19 protein-coding genes are annotated in these 19,742 nt (G+C 44.4%); 6 read left to right on the top strand and 13 right to left on the bottom strand.

The annotated features are described in order from the left end of the window. Nucleotides 1-59 precede the first annotated feature (59 nt). The 4 genes from uspE to QJR74_RS07580 form a co-directional block, all read right to left on the bottom strand. Nucleotides 60-980 (bottom strand): universal stress protein UspE, encoded by a 921-nt coding sequence (gene uspE / locus QJR74_RS07595; RefSeq protein ID WP_304371278.1) that lies wholly within the window; start codon nucleotides 978-980, stop codon nucleotides 60-62. Between the two features lie 125 nt (nucleotides 981-1,105). Further along, a complete protein-coding gene (locus QJR74_RS07590; RefSeq protein ID WP_304371277.1) occupies nucleotides 1,106-1,858 on the bottom strand; it encodes an FNR family transcription factor in 753 nt (250 codons plus the stop codon). 393 nt (nucleotides 1,859-2,251) lie between these two features. Continuing rightward, nucleotides 2,252-3,193: a LysR substrate-binding domain-containing protein gene (locus tag QJR74_RS07585; protein WP_304371276.1), complete on the bottom strand. Its 942-nt coding sequence runs from the start codon at nucleotides 3,191-3,193 to the stop codon at nucleotides 2,252-2,254. Between the two features lie 107 nt (nucleotides 3,194-3,300). Then, nucleotides 3,301-4,521 carry a sugar transporter gene (locus tag QJR74_RS07580; protein ID WP_304371275.1) on the bottom strand — a complete coding sequence of 407 codons (1,221 nt, stop codon included), beginning with the start codon at nucleotides 4,519-4,521 and terminating at the stop codon, nucleotides 3,301-3,303. A 343-nt stretch (nucleotides 4,522-4,864) separates the two neighbouring features. Here QJR74_RS07580 and bioD point away from each other — a divergent pair, with 343 nt between their 5' ends. Continuing rightward, nucleotides 4,865-5,542 carry a dethiobiotin synthase gene (gene bioD / locus QJR74_RS07575; protein WP_304371274.1) on the top strand — a complete coding sequence of 226 codons (678 nt, stop codon included), beginning with the start codon at nucleotides 4,865-4,867 and terminating at the stop codon, nucleotides 5,540-5,542. A gap of 38 nt (nucleotides 5,543-5,580) precedes the next feature. Here the strand turns inward: bioD and QJR74_RS07570 are convergent, their stop codons facing one another. The 3 genes from QJR74_RS07570 to ydfG all read right to left on the bottom strand — a co-directional run bounded on the left by QJR74_RS07570 (nucleotide 5,581) and on the right by ydfG (nucleotide 7,033). Next, on the bottom strand, nucleotides 5,581-5,856 hold the full coding sequence (locus QJR74_RS07570) for a DUF1161 domain-containing protein (RefSeq protein WP_304373927.1): 276 nt from the start codon (nucleotides 5,854-5,856) through the stop codon (nucleotides 5,581-5,583). Between the two features lie 15 nt (nucleotides 5,857-5,871). Further along, the gene (locus tag QJR74_RS07565; RefSeq protein ID WP_441007640.1) at nucleotides 5,872-6,207 is read right to left on the bottom strand and encodes a DUF1283 family protein; all 336 of its coding nucleotides are present in this window, start codon (nucleotides 6,205-6,207) and stop codon (nucleotides 5,872-5,874) included. A 79-nt stretch (nucleotides 6,208-6,286) separates the two neighbouring features. Beyond that, nucleotides 6,287-7,033 carry a bifunctional NADP-dependent 3-hydroxy acid dehydrogenase/3-hydroxypropionate dehydrogenase YdfG gene (gene ydfG, locus QJR74_RS07560; RefSeq protein ID WP_304373926.1) on the bottom strand — a complete coding sequence of 249 codons (747 nt, stop codon included), beginning with the start codon at nucleotides 7,031-7,033 and terminating at the stop codon, nucleotides 6,287-6,289. Nucleotides 7,034-7,203: 170 nt separating this feature from the next. Between ydfG and guaD the strand changes: the two genes are divergently transcribed. Next, nucleotides 7,204-8,520: a guanine deaminase gene (gene guaD, locus QJR74_RS07555; protein ID WP_304373925.1), complete on the top strand. Its 1,317-nt coding sequence runs from the start codon at nucleotides 7,204-7,206 to the stop codon at nucleotides 8,518-8,520. On the opposite strand, the gene hpxO is transcribed toward guaD, so the two are convergent. Continuing rightward, nucleotides 8,517-9,674 (bottom strand): FAD-dependent urate hydroxylase HpxO, encoded by a 1,158-nt coding sequence (gene hpxO / locus QJR74_RS07550; RefSeq protein ID WP_304373924.1) that lies wholly within the window; start codon nucleotides 9,672-9,674, stop codon nucleotides 8,517-8,519. The genes guaD and hpxO overlap by 4 nt on opposite strands. Before the next feature lie 175 nt (nucleotides 9,675-9,849). Here hpxO and eco point away from each other — a divergent pair, with 175 nt between their 5' ends. Then, nucleotides 9,850-10,335, top strand: a complete 486-nt coding sequence (eco, locus tag QJR74_RS07545) for a serine protease inhibitor ecotin (RefSeq protein ID WP_304373923.1) — start codon at nucleotides 9,850-9,852, stop codon at nucleotides 10,333-10,335. A gap of 32 nt (nucleotides 10,336-10,367) precedes the next feature. Here the strand turns inward: eco and QJR74_RS07540 are convergent, their stop codons facing one another. After that, nucleotides 10,368-11,570 (bottom strand): c-type cytochrome, encoded by a 1,203-nt coding sequence (locus QJR74_RS07540; protein WP_304373922.1) that lies wholly within the window; start codon nucleotides 11,568-11,570, stop codon nucleotides 10,368-10,370. Continuing rightward, on the bottom strand, nucleotides 11,567-13,462 hold the full coding sequence (locus QJR74_RS07535) for an NAD(P)-binding protein (RefSeq protein WP_304373921.1): 1,896 nt from the start codon (nucleotides 13,460-13,462) through the stop codon (nucleotides 11,567-11,569). Before QJR74_RS07535 ends, QJR74_RS07540 begins: the two co-directional genes overlap by 4 nt. A 273-nt stretch (nucleotides 13,463-13,735) precedes the next feature. On the opposite strand from QJR74_RS07535, the gene QJR74_RS07530 reads away from it, so the two are divergent. Further along, nucleotides 13,736-14,467 (top strand): SDR family NAD(P)-dependent oxidoreductase, encoded by a 732-nt coding sequence (locus tag QJR74_RS07530; protein WP_304373920.1) that lies wholly within the window; start codon nucleotides 13,736-13,738, stop codon nucleotides 14,465-14,467. 40 nt (nucleotides 14,468-14,507) lie between these two features. Here the strand turns inward: QJR74_RS07530 and QJR74_RS07525 are convergent, their stop codons facing one another. Together QJR74_RS07525 and QJR74_RS07520 are read right to left on the bottom strand one after the other, a co-directional pair. Next, nucleotides 14,508-15,206: an acetolactate decarboxylase gene (locus tag QJR74_RS07525; protein WP_304373919.1), complete on the bottom strand. Its 699-nt coding sequence runs from the start codon at nucleotides 15,204-15,206 to the stop codon at nucleotides 14,508-14,510. Nucleotides 15,207-15,217: 11 nt separating this feature from the next. Continuing rightward, nucleotides 15,218-15,955, bottom strand: a complete 738-nt coding sequence (locus QJR74_RS07520) for an SDR family NAD(P)-dependent oxidoreductase (RefSeq protein ID WP_304373918.1) — start codon at nucleotides 15,953-15,955, stop codon at nucleotides 15,218-15,220. A gap of 134 nt (nucleotides 15,956-16,089) precedes the next feature. Between QJR74_RS07520 and QJR74_RS07515 the strand changes: the two genes are divergently transcribed. Then, complete coding sequence (locus tag QJR74_RS07515; protein ID WP_304373917.1) at nucleotides 16,090-16,962, top strand: LysR family transcriptional regulator; 873 nt, start codon at nucleotides 16,090-16,092, stop codon at nucleotides 16,960-16,962. Between the two features lie 120 nt (nucleotides 16,963-17,082). On the opposite strand, the gene QJR74_RS07510 is transcribed toward QJR74_RS07515, so the two are convergent. After that, entirely contained in the window at nucleotides 17,083-17,652 is a 570-nt protein-coding gene (locus tag QJR74_RS07510; protein WP_304373916.1) for a DUF6037 family protein, read from the bottom strand. A gap of 1,237 nt (nucleotides 17,653-18,889) precedes the next feature. Here QJR74_RS07510 and QJR74_RS07505 point away from each other — a divergent pair. Then, the gene (locus QJR74_RS07505) at nucleotides 18,890-19,741 is read left to right on the top strand and encodes an aldo/keto reductase (protein ID WP_304373915.1); all 852 of its coding nucleotides are present in this window, start codon (nucleotides 18,890-18,892) and stop codon (nucleotides 19,739-19,741) included. Nucleotide 19,742 lies beyond the last annotated feature (1 nt).

Raw genomic sequence — 19,742 nt, 5'->3', positions numbered from 1 at the left:
ATGTCTATAAAAAAGCGGCGAATCCACAGAGCCAATCATGACTCTGTGGAGAATGTGCATTATTCAGGGAGTGAATCAGGGCGCATTACTAGCAAATCACATCGCAAATGGTCGATAACTTGCTCAGCAGTATTTCCTAGAAAAGCCGCGGAGAACCCCGTACGACCAAAGGTTCCTAGCACCACGACGCCTGCGTTCAATTGTGTAGCAATCTCAGGGATAACCTCTTCAGGTTCTCCTTGCTCGACATAGGTGTGTTCACTATCGATAGAGAAAGGCTGACGAAGCGCTTTCATCGCGAGTAGATGTTGTCCTCTAACGGCATCGCTGTAACTTTGTGCATCGAAATCAGGTAATTCAATAGCCAGGTTGACGGGCGTGATGGGATAGGCACCGACCAATCGAACCGCGGTCTGATTCACCTGTGACGCAAGTGCTTGGGTTTCGCGTACTAGTTTTCTATTCAAATCGTCATGTTGCTGGTCATCGCTTGCTAGGTTAACGGCAACAACCGCTGTAGCTTCTTCAGGCCAAGGTTGATCTTTAACCATCCATACAGGACACGGACTTTTGCGTAATATTTGCCAATCGGTAGGGGTAAAGATTACCGACTCTAAACGATCATACTGATGCGCCATTTTCAGGACGAGATCGTAGTTTCCTGTTTCGATTTCTTGCAGGATGGCATCTTGTTGGCGATTATGCCAGATCACTTTTAGTGCAATGTCCACCCCGGATTCCAAATAGACGCGTGCTTGATACTTAAGCCACTCTGTGCGCTGCTGGATCATCTCTTGGCGCATGCTTTCCCTCTCTTCTGTTGCAAGCGCAGTAGTCAACTCATAAGAAAGATCATAAATGGCTAAGAAAGCAGTAATTTTGCCACCCAGTCGATGATTGAGATATACCGCGCGACGGAGAGCGGGTTGGTCATCCTGATCTGGGTCAATGGCCACGAGAATATTTTGGTACTGCGTCATATGACAACCCCTCAGTGCATGTAGTTAACCTAAGGATAGTCCGGAATCATTGAGTAAGGATTAAAAAAACCGGAATATCATTTTCAGTAACATAGCGCATCCGGTTTCGCTTATCTAGGTAATAGTTAGGCGCAACGTTGCGCATGGCCAGCCAATGTATTAAGCATATCGTGATTTTCTATAGTGATATATTTTCCTTTAACAGAAAGCATTCCGCTTTTTTGAAAACGGCCTAATAATCGACTGATTGTTTCAACAGTCAGCCCTAAATAATTGCCAATATCGCCACGTGTCATCGTGAGGCGGAATTCACGTTGAGAAAAACCACGTTGGCCAAAACGTTGCGAGAGATTCCAAATGAAAGCCGCTAAACGTTCTTCTGCATTCTTTTTAGAAAGCAGTAAAATCATCTCTTGGTCAGCTTTAATTTCGCCACTCATAAGTCGCATGATTTGGTGACGCAGGGCAGGCATTTTTCCGGCTAGGTCATCCAGCGTATCGAAAGGTATTTCACATACCATTGAGGTCTCTAAGGCTTGAGCAAACGAAGGGTGGTGGCCAGACGTTATTGCATCAAAACCTATTACATCGCCGGCTAGATGAAAGCCAGTGATCTGCTCATCGCCTTGCTCAGTGATGGTATAACTTTTTAATGTCCCTGAACGTAAGGCATAGAGCGATTTTAGTTCATCTCCGGCCTTGAACAACGATTGTGATTTTTGGATAGGTTTTTTGCGTTCGATGATGTTGTCAAGTTGATTGAGTTCATGGTTGTTCAGCGTAAAGGGAATACAAAGTTGGTTGATACTACAATCTTGGCAATGAATTGAGCTGCCATTAACAGGGGTGCGTTTAATTAATCTTTTTTCACTCAGCATGATGAATTCTCCACGTTATTTTCTGGGAGTACTTTAACATTTTTCGCGAAGAAAAAAAGGTTTTAACCGCGATCAATTTATCGTTATTTTTTTTCAAAAAAAACTGACATATGATGTGACTAAAATCAATAAGATAGGGTAATAATAGATATCATTTTCATTCTATCTTTACAAATTAATACATTAATTACACTTCACTTATAAACATAATTAATATTAGCAATCTAACATTATGTTAACGATACAATCTTGAAAACCCCTCTTTTTTGTCTATTTTACGTACGATTTAATTAATAACTATTATATCTTATTCGATAAAAGTCTTTTCTTTTTATTCAATAATCTATGTATTTTTTAAGTTACTAATATTAAAGGATAAAAGATATTTTCCAATTATAAAAAAGTATCGTTTATCAAGGTTTGTGATTGCTCTCTGATCGTTAGTCTTAACCTCTCAACTGTGGTGTTGAACAGGGCATCAGTGGGCGTAATGATCCCCACTGTCTCACCGGGGTCAGTAAAAATAAGGGGGAGTGGAGATAGCGCTTGATGTAATAAGTCTTCACGTACTGCTCCAGAGGGAACAAACCAAACATAATTATAATGAAGAGCGAGTTGACGTGCTAAAGAGGTGGATGAGGTCTCAATACGCGTTTGTGGTAATCGACAATGCTGACTCTCTAAAATTCGCTGAGCAATGCGCCAGGGTGCGGTCCCTTCAGGCGATATCACCACCGGCCAGTTCATGGCAGCCGCAAGGCTTACATTCCCCTTCAATAATGGGTGAGAGGGGTTCACCACAAGTTTTATTTTTTCCGTAAACAGTAATTCGTACTCTAGACCGTCCATAAAGGTCTTTTCGGCGAGGCGTCCAATACCAAGGTCATATTCACGGGCGCGTAAAGCCGCTAATAAAACGTTATTGTGCAGGGTGGAGACTTGTAATTGCACATTAGGATTTCGTTGGTGGAATGCATCAATAATTCTCGGCAGGATCCCCATAGCTACGGTGGTAAGGGCTGCTAAGCTAATAACTTGAATTGGTGAAGTTTCGAGTGAAAATAAACTATCGGTAGCATGCTGTAAGGTGTTGAGTATTTGTAAAGCGTGAGGGAGTAATTGCTGAGCTTCATGAGTCAGCACCACTCCTTTTCCTTGGCGAATAATAATTTCGTAGCCACATAACTGTTTTAATTCTGCAAGGGTTTTGGATAGTGCCGGTTGACTGATCGATAACGTATTGGCTGCGGCACTGATGGATTTTTGTTGAGCAACCGCCGCTAATGCATGAAAGTGTCTGAGACGGATTTTTTGATTAAAGTACTGAATATCCATCAGTCTATCCTATGTTATATATTCGTTTTTTATTGGTAGACATAATGTTATGACAGAAAAAAACCCGCCTGTAAATGCGGGTTTATAGAGAGTGTTAAAATGCTAACTTATTGATTTGAGCGCAAGATTGGGTAGCGTTTTAAGCTCCACGCACACCAAACTAAACTGACGACGCCGAATGCGGCACCGGCATAACCAATGACAGAGAGTCCCAATATATTACTTATTTGTCCCCCCAATAATGCTCCCGCCCCTATACCAATGTTGTAGATCCCAGACATCAACGACATAGCGACATCAGTAGCATCAGGGGCAAGTGATAACACACGGATCTGTAAGGCCAAGTTAATCATCATCATTGCAATACCCCATACCACACATAGCGCTATGGTCTCGAAGTTATGGCCTGCGGCGACATAAAGTAGCGCCATGCATAAGGTGATGAGAAAAATTGCACCAAGCAATAACCCAGAAGGGAATTTCTTACCCAGCGCGCTAAATAATGTACTTCCGAAAATCCCCGCTCCTCCAAAGAGTAACAAGAGTAAGGTAGTGAAGTTGGCGCTTTGCAAAGCTACTGCTTGGATGAAGGGTTCAATATAGCTATAAGCAGTATAGTGCGCGGTCACGACGATGGTGACAAGCAGATACAAGCATACCAATGGTGGGCGGCGGAACAGCTCTGGTACACTTTTAAGTGATCCAGTATGTTCACTCGGAAGCTTAGGTAGTAACCGGGCCAGCATAATCATTAAAACAAAGGATGATACGCCTATTAAGCCGAAGGTTGCGCGCCATCCCAGATATTGACCAATAATCCGTCCAATCGGTACGCCTAAGACCATGGCAAGAGCGGTGCCTGTCGCCAACATACTAAGTGCTTGTGTTCTCTTACCCATGGGGGCAATACGAATAACTAATGAAGCGTTAATTGACCAGAAGATTGCATGCGTGATTGCTATACCGACACGAGAGGCAATTAACGCATTAAAATCCCATGCGAAAGCCGATAAGACATGGCTGATAGTAAAGAGTATAAGCAGTACAACGAGCAAAAAGCGCCGTTCAATATTACGTGTCACTAACATCAAGGGTAAAGAAAGCAGCGCCACACACCATGCATAGATGGTCAGCATTATTCCGACATCGGCTGTCTTCATGTGATAAGAGGTCGCGATATCAGACAATAATCCCACCGGAACAAACTCGGTTGTGTTGAAGATAAATGCTGAAATCGCCAGCAAGAGCACACGCAGCCATGCCACTTTGCGTGGAACGGGAGGAATGTCCTCTGGTTGGGAGGAAGTCATTGAAGGTTCAACAATCATAGAAGTCTTATTTGCCCAAAAAAAATTAACGTGATTTGTATCACAGTATAGTGTGAAGGATGCAGATTCAATATCTACACCTCTCAGTATAATCAATATGCCTGTAGGCGCCATCTTTGTGCTTCAAGCAGCCGATAGTGCCCTCATGAAACTAGCAAAAGTTTTTAATCTTTTTATGGCCAGTCGCCCAGCACTCAGGTGCGTGTTAAGCCTAATACCTATCATTCTCTTAATACTCGCTTAGGTATTAATCCACGGAAACTTTGCGTTAACGCAATTTACGCTTAAGCAGAACTAATTAGACTAATAACCTCTCGATGAGTATGAAGGGAAAAATAACATAGTGAATAAAGTTTTCATCACGGGGACTGACACTGCCGTAGGTAAGACCATTGTCTCACTTGCATTTTTACAAATGCTACAACAGAACAAGGTCAGTTGTGCCGGTTATAAGCCACTCTCGCAAAATGCTCAACAGACCGAAGAGGGCCTACAATGTGCTGATGCGAAATTACTTCAGCAGGCATCAACCATCCCACTGCATTATGACAAAATAAATCCTTACCCTTTTACAGGAAACGAGGTGAGCACAGGCGCTATTACCCAAGTTAATGAACAGCAACTTACCACAGGGGTGTCTTATATTGAGGCTCAAGTAAAGCGTGTTGTCATTGAAGGGACGGGTGGTTGGCACAGTCGAATAAACACGCAGAATCCATTATCAGATTGGGTAATAAAACAGAAAATCCCCGTTGTGTTAGTGGTAGGGATAAAGTTAGGCTGTATTAATCACGCCATTTTGACCGCAGAGTCAATTTTACAGCAAGGTGGGGAGTTAGTAGGATGGGTAGCAAACCGTATTAATCCAGGATTGGAAGAGTATCAGCAACTCATTACTTTGTTGACACAGCATATCGCTGCACCAAAGCTAGGAGAAATCCCTTACATCCCGCATGCTCATCAAAAAAATCTAGTCAATTACTTTGATATCGGCCCGATTGAAAACTTCTTTAACGCTTAATTCTGAAACAGGGCCTTGGCCCTGTTTCTATTTCCAGCTTAGGGCGAAACGGAAGAGGATGTTGACCCTGAATTATCATCCCCGCTACGTTTATAAACGATTTTTTGCTGATCATTTTCACAATGACCGACCACTAACCCACCTTGTTGCTCTGCTTGATCGTTAGGAACGACGTCTAATGAAAAAGCTGACTCAGCAACACCATTCTGAATAATTTTCTGCTGGATATCCGCTTTGACCGACTCGCAAGAAGCATAAGAGAGGGTAGGCGCGATGATCATTGTAGCCAATAACGTTAAACTCAATTTTTTCATGACCTTTTCCTCAGATTAAGGTTGAACGGGGCGACCTGTTTGTCTGTCAAGACAACGTAATGTGGTAGGTTCCCAATAAGCATTAAGATTAAGACTTTGCTGACAGGCCTCTTTTGAATCCACTGCGCGATCTAGACGGTTGAAGTCTTTTTCATTACGAGTGTTGATTTTTTTTCTAAGAGACCGTGTGTCATCCCACTGCTCTTTGTGTTCGCGTGAAAGCTCGCTACTATAATTGGTATGGCCATTATCAATGATAAGGTGCTCTGTCTGAGCCACTACCGGCTGAGTCAATGCGCCTAAGCAGCTTAATAACATAGCTGCAGATAGCATCCTTGTTGCATTTTTCATTGTTTATACCTTTCAGTTAACACTACAAAGCTTTGTATCTAAGTTTAGCATATCAGCGCTCAATCTAGACTTCGGTCGCTCAAGATTTATCGACACGCAAACCAGCATAAGATTGACTCACTGGCATCATTTCAAGCGTATTGATATTGACATGTGCAGGGAGAGTCGCGACCCAATAGACAGCTTCTGTCACATCTTCAGGCGTCAGCGCTTGTGTACCCTGATAAACATTCGCGGCTTTATTGTCATCGCCCTTAAATCTGATATTTGAAAACTCCGTACCACCGACTAAACCGGGTTCGATATTGGTGACACGCACTGCAGTACCATGTAAGTCTGTACGTAGATTCAAGCTAAATTGACGAACGAAGGCTTTGGTCGCACCATACACGTTGCCACCTTCATAAGGCCAACTCCCAGCGGTCGAGCCAATATTGATAATGTGTCCTTTATTGCGTTTAACCATGGCGGGTAATACGGCGCGGGAAACATACATAACGCCTTTAGTATTTGTATCAACCATCGTTTCCCAATCTTTAGGATCAGCTTCTTGAGCGTGACCTAACCCTAAGGCTAAACCAGCATTATTGACGACAATATCGATATCTTGCCAAGCACCAGGTAATGAAGAAAGCTGCCGTTCAATTTCGTTATAATCTCTCACATCCAGAACGATAGGATAAAAACTTTCACCTAACTGCTCCTTTAAGGCTTGCAAACGCTCTTGACGACGGCCGGTACCGATTACTTTGTAGCCCTGTTTGATAAAATGTTTAGTAATCGCTTCACCGAAACCTGATGTGACACCTGTGACTAAAATAATCATGCGTGCTTCCTTGATGAATGAGTGATTAACTTACCTTAGCACTCCTTGCTCGAACGCGCTGCATTTTTGCTTTACAAAATATGGCGATAACGCAAGATGAGACGAGAGAATTAGGAATAGACATTGGCATATGGCTTGCAGGGTAGATTTTATTTAAATAAGGAATTTTTATGCGTTATGCAATTAGAGCCTCTTTCTTTGACTTTAGGTCGCGACTCGATGATGTGACGCTTGCGAGTCAGCATGCTCGTTATATAGAAGAAGGCGTTTTGCTGATTGATCAGGGGACTATTGATGCACTGTTTGAGTGGGAAAACCGTGATCAGTTCCCTGAATGGCAGGACTATACCTTTTATGATCTGCGCGGCAAGCTCATTATGCCAGGATTCGTTGATACGCATATCCATTTCCCGCAGATTGGCATGGTGGGTTCATGGGGGGAGCAACTGTTAGAATGGCTCGAAGAGTATACTTTTCCTGCGGAGAGTGAATATCACGATAGGGCTTTTGCCGAGCAGATGGCATCAGCTTTTCTCGATCAGTGTTTAGAAAATGGTACTACTTCAGCGTTAATCTTTGGGTCAGTCCATCAGGGGGCGACAGAAGCGCTATTTTCTGCCGCGGAACAGCGACAAATGCGGCTTATCGCCGGTAAGGTTATGATGGATCGTTTCGTACCCGAAGCGTTATGTGAGGAGGTCTCTCAGAGTTATCAGCAAACGAAACAGTTGATCGAACGTTGGCACAATAGAGGTCGTCTCCATTATGCGCTAACGCCACGATTTGCACCGACCTCAACTCCCGAGCTGTTAGAGGCGGTTAGTCAGCTTAAACGGGAATACCCTGATGTGTGGATGCAAACACATTTAAGTGAGAATCCGCAAGAGATTTCCTGGGTAAAAGAATTGTATCCCGAGCATCAAAATTATCTCGGGGTGTATCACCACTATGCGTTAACCGGACCTAAAAGTGTCTTTGCACACTGTCTTCATTTAGAGGAATCTGAGTGGCAATGCCTATCCGAAACACAATCCTCGATCAGTTTTTGTCCCACCTCAAATCTCTTCTTAGGTAGCGGTCTTTTTAATTTACGTAAAGCGCATCAACATAAGGTGAAAATAGGGATGGGCACTGATATTGGGGCAGGTACCAGTTTCTCGCTGTTGCGCACCTTGTCTGAGGCTTATAAAGTTCAGCAATTACAACGTTATGCTCTGACAGTTGCTGAAGCTTATTATCATGCAACGCTTGGGGGAGCCGCTTCACTTTCATTGGATGATAAAATTGGTAGCTTTATGCCCGGCAAAGAGGCCGACTTTGTCGTTATTGATTTGGCCGTGACGCCGTTACAAAAGCTACGCCAATCCCGTAGCCGCGATATATGGGAACGGCTTTTCGTCTTAATGACCTTAGGGGATGAGCGAAATATTCGTGAAACGTGGGTGAATGGGCGCTGTGCGTTTCAGCGCCCTGAAAGCGGTTGTTAACCTAAAGGTCCACCTTCAATCGTCTCACACAATCCGGCGAGAATACGTTCGCCGGTTTCCGAGCGTAACTCTTGGTACCAATCCTGTGTCTGTTGTGGATTCACCGCATGGGTAACGTCACAGCGCTTACGCGCTTTTAAAACTAAATCACGGGTCCTCACCGTGCGACGTTGCTGATAGCGTTGTAGGCTATCTTCGATACCAAGGGAATGACTCGCTAAAATTTCAGCTAATACCACCGCATCTTCAATGGCCGCACAGCCACCTTGACCAATATCTGGGGTCGTGCTGTGTGCTGCGTCTCCTAGTAGTGCTACACGACCTTTAACAAATTGATCGAAGGGATCAATATCATGAATTTCAACACGATTAGTCGTAGACGCATCAAGCGTATCAATTAATGTCTGGACGGCCGGACACCAACCAGAGAAGTAATTTTTGAGGTCAGCCTTTAATGTCTCTCTATTTTCGGCTAACCCTAAAGGCAGGGGCACGTCAAAGAAGAAGTAAAATCGCTGATGGCTTACCGGCATAAGTGATACTCGCTTACCTTCACCCACATAGGTGGTCCATTGAGAAGCGGGTGCGATGGCCTCGTCTACAGAGACCAATCCATTCCAGTTCACATAGCCTGCATAACGGCGCGGGGGTGGATTATCCACTACGTAAGCGCGGGCAACGGAATGTGTGCCGTCAGCAGCGATCAGAAAGTCGCCTTGTGCTTGGGAGCCATCTTCAAAGGTTACGGTGACGCCTTTTTCATCTTGTTCAATGCCGGCTAATCGCATACCAAACTCAATTCGACTTTTCCCATAATGGTCGATAAGCATATTTTGTAATTCCGCCCGTACGACGGGATAAGGTCTTTCTCCCACTCGTTCGACCAAAGGCAACATGCTAAATTGAGTGAGCGGGGCGCCATTACAATAATCGAAGTACGCCATAGTGCGCATATCGCCACCGATAGCTTTTATTTTTTCAGCCATCCCCAAAGAGTTAAGACATTTTACCCCATTTGGCCAGATAGAGATCGCAGCGCCGACCGGTTTCATTTCTTTAACCGCTTCGAAAACCTGTGTCGAGAATCCTTTCTGCTCAAGCGCGATAGCCGTCGACATTCCACCGATACCCGCACCAATGATAATTGCTTTCATAATAAACCCCTTGCTAACAGATAATTGTTCTTTGCAACTTTTGTACCAAGAATTGAATTGGTGTTTCATTGGTAACAAAGGCACATGCTCCCTCATCAGTAGCTTAGGGAGAGATATTCTTGCACCATTTAGGGACATTGCACTATTGTAGGGAGTGTTTTAGAGGAGACTGATAATGAATCGAGTAACGTTAGCGGGGTGGTTAGTTACCGCATTGGGTGGGCTGTATACCCTGTCCGCCAGTGCTAGTGATCCACTCAAACCTTATCCATCCACTTTGCCGGGGTTACAGCGTCACGTAATTCAACTACCGGCTCTATCTAATGAAGATGATCAGCAAGTTGAATTGATTATTGGCAAGGAAGAGCTGGTGGATTGCAACCTGACCTCACTGCTCGGTACGCTGAGCACCGAGACTGTTAAAGGGTGGGGCTATGACTATTACCAAGTGGCGATTAAGCCGGGTAGAGTGTCGACTAAGATGGCTTGCTTACCGCAAACGACGAGGAGAGCCTTTGTTAGCCTACCGTTAAAACCCGCACAACGCTTCATTCGTTATAACAGTAAACTTCCCATTGTGGTCTATGCCCCACAAGAAATAGAAGTTAAATATCGTGTATGGCAGGCCAACACCAAGGTGAAGACCGCAGAACAGAAGTAAGTCAGCGCCCTAAATTAGGGCGCTTTTTCGAACTAATGCGAGGAAAGAATTGCCTTAACTTGTGACGTTGTCACCTTTTCGCTTTCGTCTTTACCAGCGAAACGACCTCGCACATAGTTAGTTAATTCTGCTAGCTGACTATCGTCAAGGGTTTGACGATAGCCAGGCATTGACCAAGCGAGGTGCCCCTGGGTTTGAGGCGTTTCAGCACCATTAGCAATCACTTGAAGTAAGCTCGCTGGATTATCAGCCGTTACGAGTAAATTATTCTGAAGTGCAGGAATAACATTCGCTACGCCTTCTCCTTCTTTGCCATGACAGGTCGAACAATAGCGCAGATAATTTTTATCGGGATCAGTCATCACCTTTTGCGCTGTTACAGGTTGCCTGTTTTCATTGCTCCTTATTGACGCTAAGTACAGACCTATCGCCTTAGCATCATCGTCGGTAAGATACTGGCTACTGTGAGTGATGACTGAAGACATTGGCCCCGTTATCGCGCTGGTGGCATTATGGCCCGTCTTAAGGATGAGAGCAGTTTGTTCAGCATTATAAGGGAGTTGACGAAGTGAAGGGGCGAACCATCCTTCAACTTCCGCGCCAGAAAGGTAGTGTTCATCAGCCGCGGTCAACCCTTTCTCCTGCATCATCCAGCCGCGCGGGGTATGACAAGCACCGCAGTGTCCGGGGCCTTCCACTAACCATGCTCCACGTTTAATCGGATCGTTCTCCTCGTTTGACGGAGAACGGGTTACAGGTTTAGGCGCGTTAAGGACATTCCAAATACGTAATGGCCAGCGTGCGGAGAGATACCATGGAATATCATTAACAGGATTAGGTTGGTTAACAGGCGTCACTCCTTGCATAAAGTAGATATAAAGCGCGTGAATATCCTGATCAGTTAACTTGGCATAAGCAGTATAGGGCATAGCAGGATAGAGGCGTTGTCCCGCTTTGGTTATCCCTTCACGTACTGCACGGGAAAATTGTGCTTCGCTGTAATCACCAATACCATGCTGTTTATCTGGACTTATATTGGTGGAGTAAAGCGTGCCGATGGGTAAGGTAAATTTTACACCGCCAGCATAAGGCTTGGTACTATCTTGCGTATGACACGCCATACAGTCGGCTGCCCTCGCTAAGTATTCTCCTTGGGCGATTAAATCACTCTTTGATGCTGCATGGCCATACACAGAAACCAATAATAAGCCAGCTAAGACTAATCGACGTTTCATGATTTCGCTCCTTGCGGCATTAACAGTTCGCTGACTGCTCGCCAAGCTTGATCAATGGCAGCATGGGCATAAGGGCTCCAATCAGAGTCCGAATTTGCAATGACCACCTGACCGTAGGGCTGGCGCGCTAATTTAATCGTCTTTTCTGCGACGTCTTCATCATCAAACATAGTGTTAACGATATAGGAATAGCCATGCGCCCATCGGTTAACGGTAATACCTAGAATATCCTCTTGATGATCAAAACCGGCTTCCCCGAGCATGCCTTGTAACTGTTCGCGGATCATCGTTTCAAAGGTACTAAATGGCGTACCTAATAACCATGCACGGCCTTTACGCGATTGCTCTCGATTCGATAAGCCGCTACCCGCCAGTGTGGGGACATGTACCATATGTAGACAAATCGGCTTATTGGGATCACGTGGATGGCGGTAGTCGCCCATATCGACCGGGAAATCGAGCTTCACCATACTAAAGGGCGCAGCAGGGGAATAAACATCATGGACGCCTAATTTTTGAAAGGCACGCCACTGGCGGATGACCACATTACAGTAGACCAGAGGCGCTTTGACATTTTGGTGTAAAGCGGCCTTTTGCGCTTCGGGTAACTCGGGCATCAGCCAAGGAATAATCATGTTGTAGCAAGCCATGACCACTTTGTCGGCAGAGACCTTATGAAGTTCACCCTCCTCGAAATAGCTCACTTCAGCGTGGTCAGCCTGATTCGTTACGTTAACAACTGTGCTGTTAAGCCGTAAGCGCACCGGATGTGCTTCACGATCTAATTGTGAATAATCAAATTTTGCCGTGACACAATCGTGCATGGTATCGCCGGGGGCGACACTTGGGATCAGCCGACGAACCATCATTCGGGCCAGGCCAGCATTGCCATCTGGGAAATGATAGATATAGGGGTCGGAAAGTTCAGCTTGATCCTCAGGATCCAAGGCAGGCAGTCCCATCGCTTCAAAACCAGGTAAACCACAAAGTTGAGCATCATTACACGCGGTTGCATCGATGCCTACCGCTTGGAAATCATTGGTCATTTGCTGAAAGTAGGCAATTGCCGTTTGCGACAAGCCGACTTTATCTTTTAAAAATGTTAAATAGCTATTTTTCGCTAACCAATCGACTTTTTGCTGAGTATTCATCCCTGCTAGGTAATCTTTCGGTAAGGTATGTAATAAAATCAGAGCCTGACGATCTTCCGAAGAGAGGGGGAAATCATTGATATAGTCGGCAATAGGGCGGCCATTACGACGATTGGGTGGAATATCGTCAGCCACTACACCATCTGGATCACCACTCACCAACTTATCTTCACCAAAGTGCGCTTTATCGAAATAGACCCCACGGCTAAGATTAAGATCAGGATAAAAATTTACGTCAAAATCCTTCGCCATTTGCTGAATATCAACATTAAGTGATTTAAGTAATTCCAAGACAACTGGGCTATAGATGTGGGTAGGGGATTGAAAAGATTCACTCCCGCCATAGCCGATGAGAGTGCCTTCAGGGGTGGAAAATTCGTTCCGTTTGGCATGACCGCCAAAATCATCATGGTTATCCAGTATTAAGATACGCTGATCTTTACCCATTTTCTGTTGCCAGAAGAGTGCGCTCGCTAAACCACTCAACCCTGCACCGACGATGACCAAGTCATAGTGTTCTGTCGATGATAATTTTTTGACTGCTGGGATCAGCCCTTCACGGCCAATTTTATGTGCCATTTCAAAAGATCCGGGATGGTTACCCCGCATCCCCATCAAAGCGGGTGGATAATAGCGAGTATTTTCTGCGGTGACCGCCGCATAACTGAGTTTAAAAGGGGTTAAGCCAGCTGCTAAAGTGATAGCTGACCCATTTAAAAAATCACGCCGAGTGATGGGCATGTCATTCTCCATTGCTCTTTATTGTAATAAGACTATTTTGCGCTAAGAGTACCGACTTTTCTCGCAGGCTTCCATGTTGGGCTGTCATAAATAGGAAGATTGGATAGAATCTCTGCACTGGAATTCTTATTTTAGAGAATTTAGCTTTTATCTCGGGCGATAGGGCACGAATTCCCAACTTATCGCCGCAATTTACCGGCCAAAAATGTTACCCTTAACATTACATGAACGGTCACGACCAGTGACGCATCCCCCTCAAATAAGGAGAAAATCATGACTCGTAAAGTTGCACTTATTACCGGCGGGAGCCGTGGGATTGGAGCAGCCATTGCTCGTCAATTAGCTGAGCAAGGGTTTGATATCGCCATCTCTTTTGCGCGTAACAAGGCGAAAGCCGATGAAGTCGCAGAGCAAATTACCGCCTTAGGACGTAAGGTTGCGCTGATTCAAGCTGATGGTTCGACTATTGAGGGAAATCTATTAGTCATTAAAGAAACCGTAAAACAGCTAGGTCGTCTAGATGCTCTAGTTTGTAATGCTGGTATCGGTAACGATAAAACCATTACCGAGGTCACTACTGAAGAAATTGATGCAGTACTGAACCTCAACCTACGTGGAATGATGGTTGAAACCAGCGAAGCCGCAAAAGTGATGAAAGAAGGTGGCCGCATTGTGTTAATAGGCTCAGCTTTTGCGGGACGAGCGCCATACGAAGGTATTTCAGTATATGCGGCGACGAAAGCTGGGCTACGCGGTTTTGCGCAGGGTGTCGCGCGGGATTTAGGTAAAAAAGGTATTACTATTAATGTCATTGAGCCAGGTCCTATCGACACAGATTTAAACCCTGCACATACCGAAGGTGCCAAATATCTCAGCAGCTTCGTGGCAACGGGTGCTTATGGCCAAGTCAATGATATTGCTAATGCGGTAGGCTTTTTAGTCAGTGAGAAGGCGGGCTACATAACGGGGATTGCAATGCCTGTGGATGGTGGTTTACTGGCCTAATGATTAAGACAAGGCATCCGAGGATGCCTTGTATAATAGGCTATTTTTCTACATGGCTGATAAGCTCATCCAGTTCAGCAATATCTATGTCTAATTTTTGGTACGCTTCGCTGCGTGGGTTGCTGATTTCGATAGTGTCTTTAACCTGGTAATCCACCACGGCATTAGCGGCTTTAAAAGATAATACATGCCCACTAATTTTATGGTCTTCACTGAGGAAGTGAAAATGGAAGCCAGGAACTGAAACGCGACCAAATAGCTCTGGCGTCCAAAAGCCAATTAATTGACCCGTTATCGCCTTATGCGTATCGACCTGCTGCACATCTGCCATCTCTTTTACAGTTCGTGTTTGAGACTCATCGCGCTGTGGGCGACGAATTACCATTTCCTCAAAGCAACTCTTTACATTGACGGCTAAGAAAATATTGTTGATGGGTAGCTTTTCCATTAACCGTTGTTCAAGGTTCTCATCGTCGATATCGGTGGTTTCGAATGAATTTTCTGCTTCAAATTCGGTGACTTGTAAAAAAGGGAGATGGCTATCCTTAAGGTGGTGTAAGGATTCTCCAGCGGTCGCTTCCCAGAACTCTCCCTTAGAAACGGTAATTTCTCCACTAATTCCACATGAACAGCCTAACCCGAACAGTTTAGGGCTGTGGCGGGTATTCAAGGAAAATTCGCCAGCGAAATGTCCCGACATCAGGGCACCGATTGTTGAATATTGTGTAATTTTACTCATAATTCTCCCGATTAATATCGAATCAACCCGCCATCAACATTTAGCGTTACCCCGTTGATATAGCTATTTTTTTCACTGACTAAGAGTAGTATTGCTTGGGCAATATCGCTAGGCCTACCAGGGCGTTTAGCCGGAATAGCTTGCACGGCATGCTGCACTTGCGCATCGCTCATCGCCGTAGTTAAAGGCGTTTCTACATAACCAGGGCATAGCGTATTGCAACAAATACCGTCTTCACCGTATTCGCGCGCAATACCTTTGGAAAGTGAAATCACCGCACCTTTACTGGCGGCGTAGCAGGTATTTCCTAAAAAGCCTCCGCCGGTTTGCGCGGCGACTGACGCGATATTAACAATACGCCCTGAACCTTGCTGTTGCATAATGGGGATGACCGCTCGGCATAAGAGAAAAGGGCCTTCAACATTGATTTTGAAGACGCGTTGCCACGCCTCTTGGCTAACTGACGTTAACTCGCCCTGGCAGACCACGCCGGCATTATTAATCAGTACTTCTACATGACCATATTGCGCCATTACCCACTCAACTAACGCTTTTACCGAGTCGGCATCAGAAACATCACATTGCTGATAATGGATGTTGGAGAGCTGAGCGGGTGTTAAGTCCGACATTGGCGCATTTAGGTCGGCGATAATGACGAAATAATTCGCGGCAACTAAAGTTTCGACGATGGCTAAGCCAATACCTTGCGAGCCGCCAGTGACTATTGCTAGAGATTGTTGTTCAGTCATATTTTCCTCCTGGTGTCTCATTAGTGTAGAAAAACCCGAGAAAGAAGCCATCGACCTTTTTTAAAAGGCTATTAAGTAAAACTTAAGGCAAAGTTATGCTATAAACGATTAATAACATATTTAGGATACCCGCGATGAAAAATGACCCGATTGTCCTTAGCTGCCTGCCTGCCTTTATTGCTGTGGCTGAAGCCAACTCTTTTACTGAGGCAGCTCATCAATTACATCTTACCGTTAGCGCCGTAAGCCAATCGATTAAAAAACTTGAAGCGCGTCTGGGGGTTAAGCTGTTCTTAAGGGAAAGCTCTGGGGTAACCTTAACGCAGCAAGGTGAAATATTCTCAGACTATGCCACTAAGAGTTTACAGATATTGCATCAAGGGCTACAAAAATTAAAAGAGCAGGGTAGTAAAATCCGGATCTATGCCCCCCCGGGGATCTCCTCGCTATTACTCAACCAGCGCCTTCTGGAAGAACTTAGTTATCACTTCGATAATATCGAAATGGTCTCCGAAGAACGGCCATTCGAAGGGGTTCTCAGTGATTGGGATGTCGTTGTCTATTTCCATGCTTTAGCGCATACCGTACCGGGAAATCACTACTTAGGGGATGATATTTATTATCCATTTGCTTTACCTGAGATTGCCGACAAAATAAAAACGGTGGAAGATTTAACAGAGCATACCTTGCTTTATAACCAGCATGGCCTTGCACATTGGGACGAGTTTTTTAAGGTTAATGAATTGACTACCCCTGATCATCGAAAAATATACTACAGCCGAGCCTCGCAGCTATTTACTGCAGTCGAGAGTGGTAAAGGCATCGCATTTGAGTCATCACGAATCATTTCCAGTAAATTAGCTAAGGGTAGCGTTAAACTCTGCCAGCTCAAGGGGTTACAGCCGGTAATCAAAAAATCAATGTGGCTATATATCAATCCTGAAACGGCAATCTATCAATTCAAAAAGGAGATAAAAGAAGAGTTAATGGCTGGCTTAATGGGGTAGGGAATAATAGGATGGAAGGGTGTTCAGGTTGAGTAACGTTAGTAGATGGCATATAGATACCTTATGGGACGATGCGTTTCGGAGCACGAAAGAATTTTCTTTGCCGAGAGTTATATGATGTTATTTATCTTTATCTAAAGGGGTTGCACTCCAAATCGCAGAAGTATTATTTTTCCGGGAGTCTTCATACGCCGCACGGCCTAGAAGCGCCAATGTTTTAGTGAGATTTTCAGCACTGACTTTTCTTCCATCGGTTAGATGGTGTCGCCAATGATCAAAATAAGGTCTTTCTCTATCGTAAGTAATATCTCTTCGAAGATTGAGTATGTCACTTTTATCAATTTCGGCTAAGTTGCACTTTGTAGGGGTCCCGTTGTCAAGATTATGAAAGAATTCTTTTGTCTTTAATTTTCCACCATTATTCCCAACATACAAAAGCTTCCTAAGCCTCTGAAATGTAGGATTATCTACCAATGTTTCAATTTTAAACCCTTTAGTTATATTGAATAGGAAAAACTCAGGGGTATTAGTTCTTGATGTCAATGTTAGTACGAAAGGGATTTCTGCAATAGAGAAACAAACATTAAATCCTATGGCCCCTAACTTAACATTATAAATTTGCACTTCGATATTATTTTTTCGCATCTCGTAATAGAGGTCTTTAATATTTTGCATAACAATTTGAGGCATGACTTTATCCTTTTCAAATTAATCCAAATTTTTACCAAGGAGCAATGTATATAGGTTATCGACACAGCGGCAGTATATTTATTTAATTATTCTAAATTACCATAAGTAGTGCTATTACGTACACCATCTATTACTAGTGGGCCAATACCTAATATCTCCAGGGCTTGCAGACGCAGACGAGCTGGAGGTATGAGTAAACCCAAGGCTTTATGAAAATTTAGATATTAGGCGTAAACTTATCTTGGTGCGCATAATGTATATTATGTTAAATTGTGGAAGTTCATGAGTATTCCTCTTTCAGCCACTCACCTATGAATCAGTCAGTGGCCTAAATTTCATTACAGACGTGCGATGACTTAACAATGCAAAAATTACGTGGCCTAGGAACAAACAAAGAATTCATTTTATCGTTGATAATGTGACTACCCTACCTATCATGTTCGTCACAATTTAAGGAATGGATGGACTGAGCAATATTTTGTGTTGGCGGCGTTTCGTTTACGTCTATCACTATAAGAAGTACAAACGTACATTTGACCCGGCCCGGCTACAATCTTTCCTATTTCATCGGACAGTTTAATGACTTTTTTACCTACCTGTTCGGTAAGCAGCACTTGAGTGACGAGCCTAACATAATCGCTATGGGCTTCGTCTATTATGGACTTTGCGGAGCCAATACATCCACCTACGTTAACCATGCCAGAAATCTTGGCCGATTCCTTAAGTATCTCAACTCTCGATGTGTGGCCTGTTAAACCTCACCAGATTAACCTGGTAAACTGACAAACATACAAATCCTCTCTACTCACTTTTTCTCGTACTTTTGAAGGATGGCACTGCTCGTCAAGATAAAGATAAAATCTAACTATTGATCCCAGATGACATTTTCGTCCAGGTATAGCCGCCCTTCCCTATAACTCAGAGAAGGAGGCGTTTTATCTGGATCCCAAAAGAGAAAGGCTCTTGCCGAGTATCTGTTTTTTTACACCCTCACTAAATGTTGGCTGGAGAAATCGCTGATGAGTGAATGCAACTAGAAGCAACAAACCACGTCCTTGAGTAGCATCCCATCTTAGGATATGAAATATCATTACAGATCCATCTCTGATACAAGCCTAACCAGCCCTCATCTAAATTAATGAAAAAACCTAATAAACCCTAGCTGATCACCCTATCTAATTGAATAAATCAGTTTGCGCTATGCTTTTTTTCAACACAACAGCTGAAGGATAAGGTCATGCAAACTGTAAAACTGAACAACGGTATTGAAATGCCCCTGCTGGGCTTTGGTGTGTTTCAGATGTCTGATGCCGCTGAATGCGAAAGAGCCGTTATTGATGCCATCGACACGGGATACCGCCTGATTGATACCGCGGCGTCTTACCAGAATGAAACACAAGTGGGTAACGCACTTAAACAGACTGGTATCGCGCGTAACGAACTTTTTGTTACGACCAAACTATGGCTACAGGATACTAATTACGAAGGCTGCAAAGCCCAGTTCGAACGCTCCCTTAACCGGCTACAACTTGATTACGTCGACCTGTATCTAATTCACCAGCCTTATGGCGATGTCCATGGGGCATGGCGCGCCATGGAAGAACTGCACCAGGCAGGAAAAATTCGCGCCATTGGTGTCAGTAATTTCCATCCTGATCGTCTGGCCGACCTTATCGCCTTCAACAAAGTTACCCCTGCGGTGAACCAGATTGAAGTTAATCCCTTCAATCAGCAGCTGCAATCGGTTCCATGGAATCAAAGCCATTGCATTCAGCCGGAGGCCTGGGCACCGTTTGCTGAGGGTAAAAATGGCCTATTTCAACATCCCGTGTTAACAGCAATCGGCCAGAAGTACGGCAAAAGCGTAGGCCAAGTTGCACTGCGTTGGATCTTCCAGCGTGGCATTATTTCACTGGCGAAGTCTGTGCGCAAAGAACGCATGGTTGAGAATATCAATATTCTCGATTTTGAACTCAGCCCTGAAGATATGCTGCAGATTGCTGCCCTCGATACCGCAACCAGCGCTTTCTTTTCTCACCGTGATCCGGCGATGGTGGAATGGCTGACTGGCCGAAAACTTGATGTTTAAG

It is taken from the genome of Tatumella ptyseos (assembly GCF_030552895.1).
Taxonomy (GTDB): Bacteria; Pseudomonadota; Gammaproteobacteria; order Enterobacterales; family Enterobacteriaceae; genus Rosenbergiella; species Rosenbergiella ptyseos_A.
Note: the sequence above shows the minus strand (reverse complement) of the source record. Positions and strands in the feature narration are given on the sequence as shown.